This is a genomic window from Lysobacter enzymogenes, assembly GCF_017355525.1.
Classification (GTDB): Bacteria; Pseudomonadota; Gammaproteobacteria; order Xanthomonadales; family Xanthomonadaceae; genus Lysobacter; species Lysobacter enzymogenes_C.
Genome location: NZ_CP067395.1, coordinates 5,468,186 through 5,484,273, shown reverse-complemented (window position 1 = coordinate 5,484,273; position 16,088 = coordinate 5,468,186). Strand labels below are relative to the sequence as shown.

13 protein-coding genes are annotated in these 16,088 nt (G+C 70.3%); 4 read left to right on the top strand and 9 right to left on the bottom strand.

The annotated features are described in order from the left end of the window. Positions 1-58: 58 nt before the first annotated feature. The 6 genes from JHW38_RS23145 to serA form a co-directional block, all read right to left on the bottom strand. A complete protein-coding gene (locus JHW38_RS23145; RefSeq protein WP_207523629.1) occupies positions 59-1,156 on the bottom strand; it encodes an SPOR domain-containing protein in 1,098 nt (365 codons plus the stop codon). A 237-nt stretch (positions 1,157-1,393) separates the two neighbouring features. Further along, entirely contained in the window at positions 1,394-2,659 is a 1,266-nt protein-coding gene (gene folC, locus JHW38_RS23140; RefSeq protein ID WP_207523628.1) for a bifunctional tetrahydrofolate synthase/dihydrofolate synthase, read from the bottom strand. Between the two features lie 138 nt (positions 2,660-2,797). After that, positions 2,798-3,613 carry a TonB family protein gene (locus JHW38_RS23135; protein ID WP_207523627.1) on the bottom strand — a complete coding sequence of 272 codons (816 nt, stop codon included), beginning with the start codon at positions 3,611-3,613 and terminating at the stop codon, positions 2,798-2,800. A 110-nt stretch (positions 3,614-3,723) separates the two neighbouring features. Then, positions 3,724-4,905 carry an energy transducer TonB gene (locus tag JHW38_RS23130; RefSeq protein ID WP_207523626.1) on the bottom strand — a complete coding sequence of 394 codons (1,182 nt, stop codon included), beginning with the start codon at positions 4,903-4,905 and terminating at the stop codon, positions 3,724-3,726. Next, entirely contained in the window at positions 4,854-5,498 is a 645-nt protein-coding gene (locus JHW38_RS23125; RefSeq protein ID WP_207523625.1) for a histidine phosphatase family protein, read from the bottom strand. Before JHW38_RS23125 ends, JHW38_RS23130 begins: the two co-directional genes overlap by 52 nt. 4 nt (positions 5,499-5,502) lie before the next feature. Continuing rightward, positions 5,503-7,065 (bottom strand): phosphoglycerate dehydrogenase, encoded by a 1,563-nt coding sequence (serA, locus tag JHW38_RS23120; protein ID WP_207523624.1) that lies wholly within the window; start codon positions 7,063-7,065, stop codon positions 5,503-5,505. Positions 7,066-7,681: 616 nt separating this feature from the next. Here serA and JHW38_RS23115 point away from each other — a divergent pair. The 3 genes from JHW38_RS23115 (at position 7,682) to JHW38_RS23105 (ending at position 8,912) form a co-directional block, all read left to right on the top strand. Beyond that, complete coding sequence (locus JHW38_RS23115; protein ID WP_207523623.1) at positions 7,682-7,897, top strand: DUF6289 family protein; 216 nt, start codon at positions 7,682-7,684, stop codon at positions 7,895-7,897. Positions 7,898-8,229: 332 nt separating this feature from the next. Next, a complete protein-coding gene (locus tag JHW38_RS23110; protein ID WP_207523622.1) occupies positions 8,230-8,457 on the top strand; it encodes a DUF6289 family protein in 228 nt (75 codons plus the stop codon). Positions 8,458-8,678: 221 nt separating this feature from the next. After that, entirely contained in the window at positions 8,679-8,912 is a 234-nt protein-coding gene (locus tag JHW38_RS23105) for a DUF6289 family protein (protein ID WP_207523621.1), read from the top strand. Between the two features lie 121 nt (positions 8,913-9,033). Here JHW38_RS23105 and JHW38_RS23100 read toward each other — a convergent pair whose 3' ends face one another. Next, entirely contained in the window at positions 9,034-11,205 is a 2,172-nt protein-coding gene (locus tag JHW38_RS23100; protein ID WP_242691058.1) for a S46 family peptidase, read from the bottom strand. Positions 11,206-11,288: 83 nt separating this feature from the next. Here JHW38_RS23100 and JHW38_RS23095 point away from each other — a divergent pair, with 83 nt between their 5' ends. Continuing rightward, on the top strand, positions 11,289-11,606 hold the full coding sequence (locus tag JHW38_RS23095; RefSeq protein WP_207523619.1) for a hypothetical protein: 318 nt from the start codon (positions 11,289-11,291) through the stop codon (positions 11,604-11,606). On the opposite strand, the gene JHW38_RS23090 is transcribed toward JHW38_RS23095, so the two are convergent. After that, positions 11,552-13,645, bottom strand: a complete 2,094-nt coding sequence (locus JHW38_RS23090; protein ID WP_207526481.1) for a S46 family peptidase — start codon at positions 13,643-13,645, stop codon at positions 11,552-11,554. The genes JHW38_RS23095 and JHW38_RS23090 overlap by 55 nt on opposite strands. Positions 13,646-13,849: 204 nt before the next feature. Further along, positions 13,850-16,006 carry a S46 family peptidase gene (locus JHW38_RS23085; RefSeq protein WP_207523618.1) on the bottom strand — a complete coding sequence of 719 codons (2,157 nt, stop codon included), beginning with the start codon at positions 16,004-16,006 and terminating at the stop codon, positions 13,850-13,852. Positions 16,007-16,088: the final 82 nt, after the last annotated feature.

The following is a 16,088-nucleotide window of genomic DNA, read 5'->3' as shown; positions in this document are numbered from 1 at the left end:
CTAGCGTGTGCGGCCGCCGTTCGCTGGCAGCCGGTGCGGTCGCGTCGCGCCCGCGCGGTCACGGATGCGGTTTGACCAGCGCGTCGCCGATGCCGAGCTTGGCCGCGACCTGGCCCTTGAGCTTGTCGGCGTCGGCGCGATTGACCACCGGACCGATGCGCACGCGGTTGAGCGTGCCCTTGTCGGTGCGGACCTGTTCGACGAATGCGCTGAAACCGGCCGCACGGGCGCGGTCGCGCAGTTTGTTGGCTTCCTCGGCGTTGCCGAAGGCGCCGAGCTGCACGGCGAAGCCGGTGCCGGCGGCGGCGGGCTTGGCCGGTTCGGGCTTGGCGGGCGCGGGCTTGGCCGGTTCCGGCTTGGCGGGTTCGGGCTTGGCCGCGGCGACCGGCTTGGTCTCGGCCGGCTTCGGCGGCTCCACCGGCTTGACGGGCTTGGTTTCGGCGGGCTTGGCCGCGACCGGCTTGGCCGGCTCGGGCTTCGCGGGCTTGAGAGGTTCAGGCGGCAGCGGCGCAGGCTTGCTCGCTTCCGGCGGCAGCGCCGCAGGCTTGCTGGGCGCCGGGCCGGACGCCAGATCGGCGGCGTCGGCATTGAGCACGACGACCTTGGCGCTGACGTCGTTGCGCACCTTGCTCGAATTCAAGCGCGCGGCCTCGGCGTCGGCCTGGGTCGCGAACGGACCGATGCGCACGCGGTAGACGGTGCGGCCGTTGGCGCCTGCCGCGGTTTCCTGATACCCCGGCAGGCGCGCGGCCTGCAGCGCGGCGATGACCCGCTCGGCGTCGCCGGCGCTGGCGTAGCTGCCGAAGCTCACCGCGTAATCGCCGCCGGCGGTGGCGGCGGGCCGCATGCCCGGGCGGCCGGCGGCGGTGTCCACCGTCGGCAGGGTCTGGCCGTCGCCGGCCGGCGTGGCGGCATTGGGCTCCGGCTGCGGACGCTCCATGCCGACCATGCCGCTCGAAGGCGCGTCGCCCGGCGTCACCAGGGGCAGCTCGCGGGTTTCGATCTGGCCGCCCTGCGGCTGGTCGGGCAGGGTCAGCGGAACGTCGGAGGCGCCGCTTTCGGGCGCCGGGCCCTTGATCAGCATGGGCAGGAAGATCACCGCCAGTGCGATCAACACCAACGCACCGATCAATCGCTGTTTCAGGGCAGGTTCCATCGCTACTCAGTCGCTCGCTTGGCCGGGGGGCGGCGCGAATTATACCCCCGGGCGGGGACAGGGCCGGGCACGGGCGGTGCGGGCCGATGAGGCGTTCAGAAAAACACGCCGCGCACAGGCGTTGTATCGAAGGTTTTTTGCCGCGGGCTGTTTGTGCAGGACCTTCGGGCCCGACGCGTTGCTGTCGGTTCCGGCTCATCCGGCCGAAAAGCGCCGGGCCTGCAGGCCCTCCCGCACTCAGTCGCCGGCGAGCGCCTGCAGGGCTTCGGCCGCGGTGTGGAACGAGCCGAACACCAGGATGCGTTCGCCCTCGCCCGCCGCCGCGCGCGCGGCGGCCAGGGCTTCGGCGACGTCGGCGTGGCGCTGCCCGCGTTCGGCGACGCTGCCTTGCAGGCGTTGCGCGAAGGCCTCCACCGTGGTCCCGCGCGGGCCGCCGAGGCCGGCCAGATGCCAGTCGGCGATGCGTTCGCCCAACGCCGCGACCACGCCGACCGCATCCTTGTCGCCGAGCGCGGCGAACACCGCGCGGGTCGGCCGCGGCGGCTGCGCGTCGAGCCAGGCGGCCAGTTCGCGCGCGGCCTGCGGGTTGTGGCCGACATCGACCAGGATCTCGACGCCGCCGCGTTCGAACCGCTGCAGGCGGCCGGCCACGCGCGCCTGCGCCACGCCTTCGGCCAGGGCGCGCTCGCTCGGCGCGACGTCCAGCGCGCGCAGCGCGGCGATCGCGACCGCGGCGTTGCGCATCTGCACCGGCGCGATCAGCGCCGGGCGCGGCAGCTCGACCTCGAAACCGACCTCGCGCCAGTGCCAGCGCGCCGCATCGTCGTCGAGCGGAGCGAAGAAGAAATCGCAGCCCGCGCGCACCGCCGAGGCGCCGATGAGGTAAGCGTGGCGCAGCACGCTCGACGGCGGATCGTCGTCGCCGAGCACCAGCGGCTTGAAGCCGCGGGCGATGCCGGCCTTCTCGAAGCCGATGCTCTCGCGGTCGTCGCCGAGGTAGTCCTGGTGATCCAGATCGACCGTGGTGATCGCCGCCACGTCGGCGTCGACGATATTGGTCGCGTCCAGGCGCCCGCCGAGGCCGACTTCCAGGATCGCCAGATCCAGCCCCGCGCGTTCGAACAGCCACAGCGCGGCCAGGGTGCCGTATTCGAAATAGGTCAGCGCGACCTCGCCGCGCGCGGCCTCGATGGCTTCGAACGCGGCGACGATGTCGGCGTCGGCGGCGTCTTCGCCGCCGATGCGGATGCGCTCGCTGTAGGCCAGCAGATGCGGCGAGGTGTAGGCGCCGACCCGGCGCCCGTCGGCGCGGGCGATGGCTTCGATGAAGGCGACGGTGGAACCTTTGCCGTTGGTGCCGCCGACGGTGATCACCTCGCGGCCCGGGCGGGTCAGCCCGAGGCGCCTGGAGACTTCGCGGATGCGGTCGAGCCCCATGTCGATGGACTTGGGGTGGATGCGTTCGATGTGGGCGAGCCAGTCGGCGAGGGTACGGGTTTGCATGCGGCTATTGTCGCCGATCCGGTCGCCGCGCAGGAGCGGCGGAATCGCGTCGCGGCCGTCCCGCCGACCGCTGCGGTTCGACGGATCCGGTCCGGATCCGCCGCCGGCACCCGCCCTCGCCGCCGCGGCGCGGCGGATTCACAGGCAGCGCGAACCTGCGGGCAACGGCGGCGGCCCTTCCTGGGCCGGTTGCGGCTTTTTGTTGAAGTCGCGCAGGAACGATTCGAACCGCGCGCATTTGGCCGGGTCGGCGGCTTCGCAGCGGCCGCCGGTGACGATGAAGCTTTTTTCGCCGTCGAACACCTTGCGCTGCTTCATCACCGAGGGCGCGAATTCCCAGTTGCCCTTGAACACGCGCCATCGCTCCCAGCGGAACGTGTTTCCGGTGATGTAGCCGCGGCCCTCCGCCTTGTCGAGGTCTGTGACTTCGCGCACGCCCTCGCGCGCCATGGTCTGTTCGGCCGCCGCGATGGAGTCGAAACCGAACGGCGCGGGATCCGCGATGAAGCCCGGCAGCGTCCCGTCGGCGTTCGCGGCCACCGGCGGCACCCGCATGGCGCAGAAGTCGGCCAGGATCGCCAGGAACTCCGGCGTCGGCTTGCGCAACGTCGTCGGCGCGCTGGGGCCGTTGCCGACGAACGCGACCGGCACGCGGACCCGCCCGCCGCGGCCCTGATCGAATCGCCAGCCGCGCGCGGCCTCGACCGCGGCGGCGTCGAGCGCCGGATACCCGGAGGTCCACAGCGCCTCCACCGTCGTCGCGGCGCCGCAACGGTCGACGCCGATCAGCAGCGTGACTTCGGCGTTGGGTTGAAAGGCCGGGTCGGGATACTTGGGCGGCGCGTTGTCGCCCTGACGCGGCGGACAGGCATCCGCCGCCCATGCCGCCGTCGGCAGCAACGCCAGCGCAAGCAACCAGGACGCCAATGGGGAAAAAGTTTTGTCGGCTCTCATATCGCGATCGGATCTGGATGGATTCGAAACAAGCGCGCAGCGACGGCCGAACGCGGCGAATCAGGATTCAGCGGCGGCCCCTACGGCACGGCGCGGGCATGCGGACCGCCTCAGTCCCGCTGCCAGGCCGGAACCGGGGGCGTGGCGTCGTGCGGTTCCGGCGGCGGGGGCGGAGGCGGCGGCAACGGGCCCGCGCCCTTGCGCGCCGGCGACGGCGGATCCGCAAGCGCAGGCATCGGCAAGCGCGAGCGACCGACCGGCGAGGTCCGTATCGGCTCGCGCGGCGGCAGCGACGGTTCGGCCGGCAACTCGCGCGGCAACGGCGGCCGCGGGTGTTGCGCCATCATCAACTCCAGGAACTTCCGGAAATCGTCGCAATCGCTCGCACGCGCCGCGCTGCACGTGCCTGCGCTGAGGAAATAGGATTTCTCGCCGTCCTCGACCAGACGCCGGCGGATGATCGCGGGCGAGAAGCTCATGCCCTCCTCCAGCACCAGCCAGACCAGCAGGCCGCGATCGGAACTGGTGGTGTACACCGGCACCTGCGGCGAGTCTCCGGGGATCCGCTGCCCTTCGCTGCGCACCATGCGGATCAGTTCCTGCGCCGAGCCGGCCGGCATCGGATAGGGGTCGGGCAAATAGCCCGGCAAGGTGCCGTCTTTCTGCAGCGGACGCTGGGCGTCGCGCGCGTTCGCCCGGGCCCGATCCCATTCGGCCTGCACGCGCTCGCGCGACTTGGCGACCTGCTCGGGCGCGAGCGGCTGGAAATCCAGCGGCAGCCGCACCCGCGACGGCACCGCCCGGCCCTGGCGGATTTCCGGCGAAAAGCGCCACTGCCTGGCCGCTTCCACCGCCGCACGGTCGAGCTCGGCGTAGCCGGAGTTGCGCTCGATCCAGACCTGATCGATCAGGCCGCAGCGATCGAGGTCCAGCACCAACACCGTGGTGCCGCTGGCAGTGAAGTAGCCGCGCGGATACTTCGGCGGCGAACGCTGCGGCTCGCCCGGCGGACAGTCGGCCGGCATCGGGCCGCCGGCCCCCGGGTCGAAGGTTTGCGCAACGGGCTGCGCGCCGGCGCCGGCGCAAACGGCCAGCGTCGCGGCCGCCGCCAAGGCGTGCGCGAGAACGCGGAAACGGATCATGTGGCCCCCTGAAGACGCCGCGTCCTGCGGCGCGCGGGGGCTATTGGACCATAACGGCACGCGGCCGGAGCGCCGTTCGGCGCCCCGGTCCGGCGCGCTCACAACGCCCGATGCACCGCCTCCCCGAACAACGCCGTGTGATGGCTGCAATCGTTCAACCGCACCACCTCGAGCCGCTCGACGCTGTCGCCCTCGAGCAGGTTCAACGTCGTCGGCGCCTGCCGGAACGTCCACAGCTTGGCCAACGGGATGCCGAGGATCTTGCACAGCAGCACCCGGTTGACCGCGTCGTGGGCGACCACCAGCAAGGTGTCGTCGTCCTTCAGCCCTTCGCAGGCCTTGGCGAACGCGGGCCAGGCGCGGTCGAGCACGTGCACGATCGATTCGCCGCCGGGCATCAGCACCTCGTGCGGGGTGTCGCGCCAGGCGCGCAGGCGGTCGCCGTCGCGTTCGCGGATTTCGCTGGCGAGCAGGCCTTCCCAACTGCCGTGGGCGATCTCCATCAGGCCCGGGTCGAGTTGCAGCATCGACGCGCGCTCCTCGCCGAGCGCGAGCTCGGCGGTGCGGCGCGCGCGCGACAGCGGCGAGGCCACCGCGCGCGTCACCGGCACTTCGCGCAGGCGCGCGCCGAGCGCGCGCGCCTGGGTTTCGCCGACCGGCGACAGCGCGATGTCTTCCTGCCCCTGGTAGCGGCCTTCGGCGTTCCAGGGGGTCTCTCCGTGGCGGGCGAGCAGGATGCGCATGCGCTTACACCTGCGCCAGCGAGAGGATGCCCGGAGTCGCGCGCAGCGCCGCCAGTTGCTCCTCGTTGACCGGGCGGTCGACGGTGATCGCCGCGCGCGCCTGGCCGTCGCCGGCCGCGCCGAGGGCGAAGTTGACGATGTTGACGCCGGCCGCGCCGAGGGTCGAGCCGACCACGCCGATCATGCCGGGACGGTCCTCGTTGCGCAGCAGCAGCACGTGCGCCTGCGGATCGAATTCGATTTCGACGCCGTCCAGGCGGACCACGCGCGGGCCGCGGTGCAAGGTCGCCTCGATCTCGCGGGTGCGCTTCTCGCCGACCACGCGCAGCTTGAGCAGGCGGTCGAAACCGTCGCCGTTGCCGCCGAGGGTTTCCGACACGACCAGCCCGCGCGCGGCGGCTTCCTGCAACGCGTTGACCGGCGTGACCCGGCCCGATGCGGTGCCGAGCAGCGCCGCCACCAACAGCCGCGACAGCGGCCGCGTATCCAGCGCTTCGGTGCGTCCGGCATAGGTGATTTCCAGGCGCGTAGGCGCCGGCACCAGGCGCGCGGCGAGGCGGCCCAGCGCCGACATCAGCGGCATCCACGGGCCGACTTCGCGCGCGGCTTCGGCGGTCAGCGGCGGCAGGTTGACGCAGCCGGCGACCGCGCCGGTGGCGACGAAGTCGATGATCTGGCGGGCGAGGATCGTGCTGACCGCCTGCTGCGCTTCGCTGGTCGAGGCCCCCAGGTGCGGGGTCAGGATCAGTTTGGGGTTCGCGCGCAGCGGCGAATCGGCCGGCAGCGGTTCGGTCACGAAGGTGTCGAGCGCGGCGCCGGCGATGTGGCCTTCTTCGATCAGCGCCAGCAGCGCGGCTTCGTCGACCAGGCCGCCGCGCGCGGCGTTGACCAGGTACGCGCCCTTCTTCATCGCGCGCATGTTCGCTTCCGACAGCAGGTTGGTCGTTTCCTTGGTGCGCGGGATGTGCAGGGTGACGACGTCGGCCCAGGCCAGCAGCTCCTCGAGCGTCTTCAGCGGCACGCTGCCCTTGCCGGCGGCGGACGCGGGCAGGAACGGATCGTGCGCGGCCACTTCCATGCCGATGCCCTGGGCCTTGCGCGCGACCGTGCCGCCGATGCGGCCCAGGCCGATCACGCCGAGCTTCTTGCCTTCGAGCTCGAAACCGGTGAGGCCGTTCTTCGGCCATTCGCCGGCCTTCATGCCGGCGTCGGCGCGCGGGATGTGGCGGGCCAGCGCGAACAGCAGCGAGATCGCGTGTTCGGCCGCGGCCAGGGTGTTGCCGTCGGGCGCGTTCATGACCGCGATGCCGCGCTCGGTCGCGGCTTCCACGTCGATGGTGTCGACGCCGGCGCCGGCGCGGCCGATCACGCGCAGTTGGTTCGCATCCGCCAGCGCTTCGGCCGGCACCTTGGTCGCCGAACGCACCAGGATCGCGTCCACGCCCTTGAGCGCGGCGGCGAGCGCGGCGGTGTCCTTGATCGGGTCGGACACGACGACGTCCCAGCCCGCTTCGCGGAACAGGGCCAAACCGTCTTCGTGGATGCCATCGCAGGCCAGTACTTTCATCGCAAGCTCCAGGTCGTGAGGGGATCAGACGAGGAAACGCTTGCGAGCCGGCACTGCGGGAAAGATCGCCTGGGGTGCGCCGGCGCCGCTGAGCCACGATGGGCCGGGAACCGGGACCGCCTGGGGCGGCGCCGCTGGGGAGCGGCGTTCTGACACGGGTCGGGAGACGGGGCCGGCTGGCATGGGAATCCGCGACTGCCCGCGCAGCCTACGGCAGGCCGCGCGGGCATTGCAAGCGGCTTGAAGCAGGAGTGCGCGCGCGGAAGCGGGAACCGAGAAGCGGCCCGCGCTCACGTCGCGCTCCGCCCCAAGGCGCCGGCGCACGAACGGACGGCCGCCCGCGACCTGTCGCATTTGCCAGTGCGCGGCGCCTTGTGCGCCCGCGCGCGGCGTTCCTAAGCTGCCTGGCGAACGGCCGCAGCGCGGTCGCCGCCGCCGGCGCGGCCGCCGGAGGACCAGGGACGGGATCGAACACGGCGAGGCTTCGCGCGCAGCGCACGCAGCGTCCGCCGCGTCCGGGATCGCGCCGCGCACGCGCCGTCGCCGCGTTCTCCGCTGTCTGCGCAAGCGCACTGCGCCGGAGCCCCGGCGACCTCATCACGACAAGGAGCGCCTCATGAGCAAGAAGAAACTCGTCCTGACCCTCGGCCTCGGCCTGACCCTGTTCGCCACCGCCGCGACCGCGGCGTTCGTCAGCCGCGGCGAGTACGCGGCGTACTACCGCAACGGCGAACTGGTCGGCGTGGAATCGCGCGACTGCGACAACAACCTCAGCCAGTGGGGCGAGGTGACCGACCAGTACGAGATGGGCTACTGGTTCTGCCAGTTCTGACCGCAGCCCGCGCCGACAGCGAACGCGACGGCGGGGGCGACCCCGCCGTTTTCGTTTGCGCCGCTGCGCGCCGGCGACGGCGAATGCCGCGTGTGCGATCGCGCGCGGCCGCGACCGTCGCTGCGTTGCATCGGCATGCGCGCAACGGATTGGCTCCGCCCGCTCGCCACGATGCGCTCGACCAATTCCCGATTCCGCGCGCGCCGCGCGCCCGCGCCGCACGACCATCGTCACAAAGCTACGATCAGGTGTTAGATGTCACGTGAGTAAACCGTGCGCGCAGCCTAGCTTCGTGGCGCCGGCGATCTGCCGGCACTACGAGAGAAATCACCATGCGCAAGAAACTCGCTCTGGGGCTCGGCCTGGCGGCGCTCGCCGCGGTCGGCGCCGCGGTCGCGGCGATCGGCCCGACCGGTCCCGGCCAGATCTACACCTATTACGACGACAACGGCGCCTTGGTCGGCCAATCGTCGATCCATTGCGACGGCACGCGCGAGTCGTGGGGCAAGCCGACCAAGAACTACGGCGTCGGCTACTACCTCTGCGATCCGGAACCGTAATCGGCGTCGCGCCCGACGTTCGCAATCGCTGCGATCACAAGGCGCCATCGTTCGCACCGCACCACCGCACCACACGATCGAACCGACCCACGCAGCGCACGCCCCGCTCCGACGCGAGCGACGTCACGATGCGAGCGCGCACCGCGCGTCGAAGATCCCGCCACCGCCCGCGCCGCAAGGCCGCGGACGTCCATCTTCCGCACAGTCAACAGGAGTTCGTCATGCGCAAGTCTTTCGCCCTCGGCCTCGGCCTGACCGCCGCCCTGGTCGCCACCGCCGCCCTCGCCCGCCCGCCGGGTCCGGACGAAATCGGCGAGTTCTATTTCTACTTCGACGCCGCCGGCAACGTGGTCGGCCAGGCCGAGCTGAGCTGCAGCGGCGTGTACACCGAATCGGGCGTGCGCACCGCCAAGTACAGCAGCGGCCACATGAGCTGCCCGCCGCCGCGCGATTGATGCCGTAGCGATCCGGCCGCGGCGCAGCGCCATGCGCCGCGGCTTTCGAGCGGCAACGGGCGCGTAGAAATCAGCAGCGAGAAAGAGCTTTCGCTCGCTCCCCTGCGCCCGCTGCTCTCGGCTACTTGCCGGAAGCCGGCACGCCCATCTCCGCGAGCAAGCGCGGCGCCGGGAACGCTTCCTGCATGACCCAGCGCATATAGCGTTGATCGACCGAAATCGTGCGCGTCGCGGCCGGATCGAACAGCCAGCTCGCGCTGACCGATTCCCAGTTGCTGTCGAAGGCGATGCCGACCAGCTTGCCCTGCCCGTCGAGCACCGGCGAGCCGGAATTGCCGCCGGTGATGTCCAGGTCGGCGAGGAAGTTCACCGGCACCGATTCCAACCGCTTGTCCGCCAGCGCGCCGAAGCGCTTGGCCGAGATCGCGCCGAGCAGCGGCTGCGGCGCGGCGAACGGCGCGGCGCCGCTGTTGCGCGCGGCGATCTCCTCGACCCGGGTGAACGGCAACTGGCGCGCGCCGTTGTCCTTGGTGTACGCGGTGACCGTGCCGTAGCTCAGGCGCAGCGAACCGTTGGCGTCGGGATACGCGGCGCGGCCGACGCTCTTGCGGAAATCCGCCAGCGCCTTGAGGTACAGCGGCCGCGCGGCCAGGGTTTCGCCGGCGCGGGTGCGGATCTCCTGCTCCATCTGGGTCAGCGTCGGCATCGCCGCGACCGCGAAGCCGAGCGCGGCGTCCTTCAGCGCGTCCTTGCTCTCGAACGAGGCGCGTTCGGCGTTGAGCCAGCCGGCGCGCTGCTCCACCCCGAGCATGCGCGACTTGCCGACCTTGTCGAGCGCGCGCTTGATCGCCTTCTCGTCGTCGCCTTCCAGCCATTGGTCGATCGCCGCGACCCGGTGTTCCTTGCTCAGCTTGACGTATTCGTGCAGCCAGTAACTGAGGATCTGCCGGTCCACGCGCACGTCGCTGCGGCGGTCGAACTGCTTGAAGCCGTTCTCGAACGCGCCGCGGTCGCGGTCGTGGAAGCCGTTCTCGCGCTGCGCGTCGGGCTTGGCCCGCTCGATCGCGCCGCGGTAGAGCTGGGCCGCGTTCCACAGCGCGCCGGTGGCGGCGAGCTGGCCGAGGATCAGGTCGCGGTCGCGTTCGGCGCGCGCCTGATTTCCGAGCTCGACCAGCCGCGCGTGCGCGTCCAGCGCCGGCTGGCCGGCCGCGCCCTTGCCGCGCAGCCACTGCAGCAACTCGTTCTCCTCGTTGCGCTTGAGCTGCGCGGTGCCGGCGCGGCGGAAGCTTTCGATCTGGCTTTCGTAGTTCTTGGCCGCGCCGAGCCAGCCGCGCACGGTGGCGGCGTACTTGGCCTGGGTCTGCGGATTCTTGCGGCTTTCGGCCTCGACCAAGGCGGCCAGGCGCTTGTAGTGCGCGGCCACGGTCGGGTACGTCCATTCGGCGTTGGCCTGGAAATCGTCGGCCATCGCGTAACGGTTGGTCAGCGAGGGAAAGCCGGCGAGCGCGACGAAATCGCCGGCGCCGAGCGGCTTGTCGGCGATCTTGAGCCAGCGCTTGGGCTGGTACGGCACGTTGTCGATCGCGTACGGCGCCGGCCGCCCGTCCTTGCCGACGTAGGCGCGGTAGAAGGCGAAATCGCCGGTGTGGCGCGGCCACATCCAGTTGTCGTTCTCGCCGCCGAAGTTGGCGATGCCTTCCGGCGGCGCGTAGACCAGGCGCAGGTCGCGGATTTCCAGGCTGCGCTGCAGTTCGAAGCGGTTGCCGCCGAAATAGCTGTACAAGCGGCACCCGTAGCCCGGCGTGCGCTCGCACTCGCTCACCAGTTGTTTTTCCAGCGCGTCCAGCGCGGCCATGCGCGCGGCCGGATCGGCGGCGGACGCCAGCGCCGACTGCACCTTCTGGGTCACGTCCTGGACCGAGTCGAGCACGTAGATGCGCGCGTTCGGCCCGGCCGAGACTTCTTCGTTGTTGGTGCCGGTCTTGAAACCGTCGCGCAGCAGATTGCGCTGGCCGGTGGAATTCAGCGCGATCGCGCCGAGCGCGCAGTGGTGGTTGGTCAGCAGCAGTCCCTTGGACGAGACGAAGCTGGCGGTGCAGCCGCCCAGCGGCACCACCGCGCCGAGCGGGTCGCCCTTGGGATCGGTCCACTGCGCCAGTTGCTTCGGCGTCGCGCGCAGGCCGGACTGCTTCAACGCCGACGCCAGCTCGGGCCATTGCGCCGGCATCCACAGGCCTTCCACCGCGCGCGCCGCGCCGTGCCAGGCCAAGCCGCTGAGCAACGTCCCTGTCATCGCCATCGCTCTGGCCAGCACCGCGTATCGCATCAAGAACGTCCCGGGGTTCGAGGGAGGACGAGTCTAGCCTGGAGAAAACTGTGAAGGCCATTGCCAAAAGCGACATCGCTGCGATCGGCGCGCGATTTAACGCTGCGCTAATTTTTCCCGACGTGAAAACTAAAATTTTCGTTATCGCGGCGGCGCCGCTTGCGCAAGGCTTCGGCCCGGCGCTCTTGTTTCGCACAGGCGCGACCTCAGCGTCGCGGCTTCAGCCTCTCCGACAAGAACTCTCGGGCGACAGCGGCCGCAAAAAAAACGCCAGCCCGAAGGCTGGCGTTTTCCATCGCGGCGAACCGCCCGCTTACTTCTTCTTCGGCGCCACGCCCAGCTCGCTGAGGACCTGCGGCGCCGGGTAGACCTCCTGCATGATCCAGCGCATGTAGCGCTGATCGACCGCGATCATGCGGGTCATCGCCGGATCGAACACCCAGTTCGAGCTCACCGATTCCCAGTTGCCGTCGAAGGCCAGGCCGACCAGCTTGCCCTGGCCGTCGAGCACCGGCGAGCCGGAGTTGCCGCCGGTGATGTCCAGGTCGGACAGGAAGTTCACCGGCACCGTCTTCAGGCGCTTGTCCTCCAGGCCGCCGTAGCGCTTGTCGGCGATGGCTTCCAGCAGCGAATCGGGCGCGTCGAACGGCTCGGCGCCGGTGGCCTTGGCCGCGACTTCCTCAAGCTTGGTGAACGCGGCCTGCTTGCTGCCGTCGAGCTTGGTGTACGGCTTGACGTTGCCGAAGGTGATGCGCAGGGTCGAGTTGGCGTCCGGGTACACCGACTGCTTCTGGCTCTTGCGGTAATCGATCACGCCCTGCAGGTAGGCCGGACGCGCGACCGCGTTCTCGCCGCCGGCGATCTTGGTTTCCTGCTCCATGCGCAGGTTCGCCGGCAGCAGCGCCTGCGCCAGCTGGATCGCCGGATCGCGGCTCTTGTCCAGCGCCGCGCGGTCGACGTTGAACAGCGCCAGGCGTTCCTTGAGCGAGCCGAGCTTGGTCTTGGCCAGCTTGTCGAGCGCGCGCTTGACTGCCTTCTCGTCGTTGCCGCCGAGCCAGCGGTCGAGTTCGGCGATGCGTTCGCCGGCCGGCAGCTTGACGTATTCGCGCAGCCAGTAGGCCTGCAGCTCGCGGTCCATGCGCGGATCGTAGCGGCGCTCCATCTGCTCCAGCGCGGCCTTGATCTCGGGCAGATCGCGCTGCTGGTAGCCCTGCTCGCGCTCGGCGTCGGGCTTGGCGCGTTCCACCGACACGCGGTACAGGGTCGCGGCGGCGCTGATGACGCCGCCGCGGCGCAGTTGGTTGTAGACCAGGTCGCGCTGGCGGTGCTCGACCACCTGCGCCTGCAGCTCTTCGAGCTTGGCGTGCGCGGCCAGCGCGGTCTTGCCGGCATCGCCGCGCTTGCGCAGCCACGCCAGCACGGCGGTTTCGTCGGCGTGCTTCCTGGCGCCGGCATTGATGCGCTTGAAGCCTTCCAGCTGGCCGTCGTAGTTCTTCAGCACGTTCTGCCAGCCGCGCACGGTGCTGGCGTACTTCACCCCGATTTCCGGGTCCTGCTTGGCGGTGCGTTCGACCAGCGCGACCAGGTTCTTGTAGTGCTGGGCGATGGTCGGATAGTTCCAGCTCTGGGTCGCGTCGAACTCGCTGGCCAGGGCGTAGCGGTTGGTGCGGCCCGGATAGCCGGCGACCATGACGAAATCGCCTTCGCCGAGCGGCTTGTCGGCGATCTTCAGCCAGTGCTTGGGCTGGTAGGGCACGTTGTCCTTGGCGTATTCGGCCGGCTTGCCGTCCTTGCCGACGTAGGCGCGGTAGAACGAGAAATCGCCGGTGTGGCGCGGCCACATCCAGTTGTCGACTTCGCCGCCGTAGTTGCCGATGCTGCCCGGCGGCGCATAGACCAGGCGCACGTCCTTGATCTCGATGTTGCGGAACAGGCGGTAGGTGACGCCGCCGAAGAAGCTGGCGATTTCGCAGCTGTAGCCCGGATCGGCCTCGCACTGCGCGATCAGGCGCTTGGACACGGCTTCGGCGGCCTGGGTGCGCTCGATCGGGCTGGCGACGCCGTCGATCGCGGCCTGGATCTGCGCGGTCACGTCCTGGATCGAATCCAGCGCGTAGACGCGCGAGGACGGGCCGGCCGAGACTTCCTCGCCGCGGGTCGGCGCGTTGAAGCCGTCGCGCATCAGGTTCTTCTGCGCGGTCGAATTGAGCTGGATCGCGCCGTAGGCGCAGTGGTGGTTGGTCACCACCAGGCCCTGATTGGACACGAAGCTGGCGGTGCAGCCGCCGAGCGAGACCACCGCGGCCATCGGGTCGCCGGTGAGGTTGGCCAGTTGCTTGGGATCGAGCTTGAGCCCGGCCTTCTTCAGCGGCCCGGCGATCTCCGGCAACTGCTGCGGCACCCACATGCCTTCCGTCGCCGCGGCCGGAGCCGACAGCCCCAGCGCCCCTGCCGCGACCGCGGCGGCCAAAATCGTGTAACGCATGCGCATACCCCTGATTCGTAAAGAAAAACGACTGATGAGTCTAACGGTTGAAGCGAGAACGGGCCTAGCGGAGTGAGGAAGAAGCGAAAGCCGCACCGATGAGCGGCTTTCGCCCGCGCCTCGCCTTCACTCCGCCGGCAGCTGCATTTCCTTCAGCAAATGCGGCGCCGGATACACCTTGGCCAACAGCCAGCGCAGGTAGCGCATGTCGACGTGGATCGCGCGCTTGTAGCGCGGATCGAACATCCAGCTGGCGCTGACCGCTTCCCAGTTGCTGTCGAAGTTCAGGCCGATCAGGCGGCCGTTGGCGTCGAGCACGGGCGAACCGGAATTGCCGCCGGTGGTGTCGAGGTTGGTCAGGAAATCGACGGTCTGGGTCTTGAGCTCGGGATCGGCGGTGCTGCCGAAATCGCCCTTGGCGATGGCCTCGCGCAGCGCCTTGGGCGCGTCGAACGGCTTGGCGCCGGTGTGCTTTTCGACGATGCCCTGGACCGTGGTCAGCGGGCGGTAGCGCACGCCGTCGCGCGGATCCATCGAGCTGACCGCGCCGAAGCTGACCCGCAGGGTCGAGTTGGCGTCGGGATACACCGCGCGGCCCTGCGACTTGCGGAAGCCGATCAGCGCGCGCATGTAGGCCGGGCGCAGGCGCAGCAGCTCGCCTTCGCGCGCCTTGCCTTCTTCCTCGATCCGCGCGAACGCCGGGCTCAGCGCCGCGGCGGCCTTGAGCAGCGAATCGTCCGAAGACTGCAGCGCCTTCGCGTCCGCCTGCATCGCCTGCAGGCGCGCGGCTTCTTCGCCGAGGCCGGTGTTCGCGTAGACCGCATCGATGCTGCGCTTGAGCGCGGCCTCGTCCTCGCCCGGGAACACGCGTTCGATCTCGGCCACGCGCAACTCGCCCTTCGCCGCCTGCTTGTATTGCTTCAGCAGGTACAGCAGCACGTCCTTCTCGACCGCGCTGCGGTAACGCCGCTGCACTTGCTTGAGCCGGCCGGCGATCAGCACTTCGTCGCGCTGCTGATAACCCGATTCGCGCTGCGCGTCGGGCTTGGCGCGCTCCACCGCCAGGCGCTGCACGGTCAGCGCGGCGTTGAGCAACTGGGTCTGGGTGCGGATCGCGGCGAGCAGCTGGTCGCGCTCGCGCGTGGCCGCGCCGGCGTCGAGCACCTTCTGCGCGGCGTCGATGTCGGCGCGGATCGCGCGCGCGTCGGGCTGCCGGTCGAGCCACGCCAGCATCGCCTTCTCGTCTTCGCCGCGCACCCGCACCGCGTCGCTGCGGCGCAGGCCGTCGAGCTCGCCCTGGGCGCGCTTGAGCGTGTTCTTGAAGCCCTTGACCTGGGCCGCGTAGCTGACCTGCGCATCGGCCGAACCGGCCGCGGCGGCGTCGATGGTCTTGATCAGGTCGCCGAACAGCGCCACCCGCGACGGCAGTTGCCATTGCACCTGCTGGGCGAATTCCGAAGCCATGCGATGGCGGTAGGTCGTGCCCGGATAGCCGGCGAGCATCGCGTAATCGCCTTCGCGCACCGGCTCGGTGGCGATCTGCAAATGGCCCGGCGGCTTATAGGGCACGTTGTCGGGCGAATAGTCGGCCGGCTTGCCGTCCTTGCCGACGTAGGCGCGCAGCAAGGTGAAATCGCCGCTGTGGCGCGGCCAGACGAAGTTGTCGATCTCCTCGCCGTAGTTGCCGATGCTGTCCGGCGGCGCGTACACCAGACGCACGTCGCGCAGTTCCAGCTGGCGGATCAGATAGAAATCGCTGCCGTAGTACATGTTGGCGACGCTGCAACGGTAGCCCGCCTCGCGCTCGCACTCGGCCACCAGGGTCTTGGTCGCGCCGTCCACGGCGTCGTAGTAGGCGCGGCCGCGCTTGCCGCGCGCGTCCTTGAGGATGCGCTCGGTGACCTTGTCGAAACCGGTGGTCACCAGCACGCGGAAGTCCGGGTTCGCCGGCAGTTCGGCGGCGCGGTCGGCGGCGACGTAGCCGTCGCGGATCAGGTCGCGCTCGGGCTTGGAGTTGTACTGGATCACCCCGAACGCGACGTGGTGGTTGGTCAGCACCAGCCCGTCGCCGGACACGAACGAACCGGTCGCGCCGCCGACCTTGACCACCGCGTTCATCGGCGCGCGGGTCAGCTCGGCCAGATCGGCCGGGTCGCCCTTGAACCCGGCCGCGCGCAGCTGGCGGGCGATCTCGGGCAGTTGCGAAGGCATCCACATGCCTTCATCGGCCTGGGCGGCGGTGGCGCACAGCGCCAGGGACAGGGCTAACACACGGGGGCGCATGGTGATTCCGTACGGCAAGGAAGCCGCGACGATAGGCCAAGCCGCCCGCCGCGGGCAAACCCGCCGGCCCGGCCCGGGCACG

Excerpts from the sequence above, each read along its gene's own strand:
- JHW38_RS23105 (WP_207523621.1), top strand. The coding sequence starts at position 8,679 with ATGCGCAAGTCTTTCGCCCTCGGCCTCGGCCTGACCGCCGCCCTGGTC.
- JHW38_RS23090 (WP_207526481.1), bottom strand. The coding sequence starts at position 13,645 with ATGTGGGTGCCGCAGCAGTTGCCGGAGATCGCCGGGCCGCTGAAGAAG.
- folC (WP_207523628.1), bottom strand. The coding sequence starts at position 2,659 with ATGCAAACCCGTACCCTCGCCGACTGGCTCGCCCACATCGAACGCATC.
- JHW38_RS23135 (WP_207523627.1), bottom strand. The coding sequence starts at position 3,613 with ATGAGAGCCGACAAAACTTTTTCCCCATTGGCGTCCTGGTTGCTTGCG.
- JHW38_RS23115 (WP_207523623.1), top strand. The coding sequence starts at position 7,682 with ATGAGCAAGAAGAAACTCGTCCTGACCCTCGGCCTCGGCCTGACCCTG.
- JHW38_RS23085 (WP_207523618.1), bottom strand. The coding sequence starts at position 16,006 with ATGCGCCCCCGTGTGTTAGCCCTGTCCCTGGCGCTGTGCGCCACCGCC.
- JHW38_RS23145 (WP_207523629.1), bottom strand. The coding sequence starts at position 1,156 with ATGGAACCTGCCCTGAAACAGCGATTGATCGGTGCGTTGGTGTTGATC.
- serA (WP_207523624.1), bottom strand. The coding sequence starts at position 7,065 with ATGAAAGTACTGGCCTGCGATGGCATCCACGAAGACGGTTTGGCCCTG.
- JHW38_RS23125 (WP_207523625.1), bottom strand. The coding sequence starts at position 5,498 with ATGCGCATCCTGCTCGCCCGCCACGGAGAGACCCCCTGGAACGCCGAA.
- JHW38_RS23100 (WP_242691058.1), bottom strand. The coding sequence starts at position 11,205 with ATGACAGGGACGTTGCTCAGCGGCTTGGCCTGGCACGGCGCGGCGCGC.
- JHW38_RS23110 (WP_207523622.1), top strand. The coding sequence starts at position 8,230 with ATGCGCAAGAAACTCGCTCTGGGGCTCGGCCTGGCGGCGCTCGCCGCG.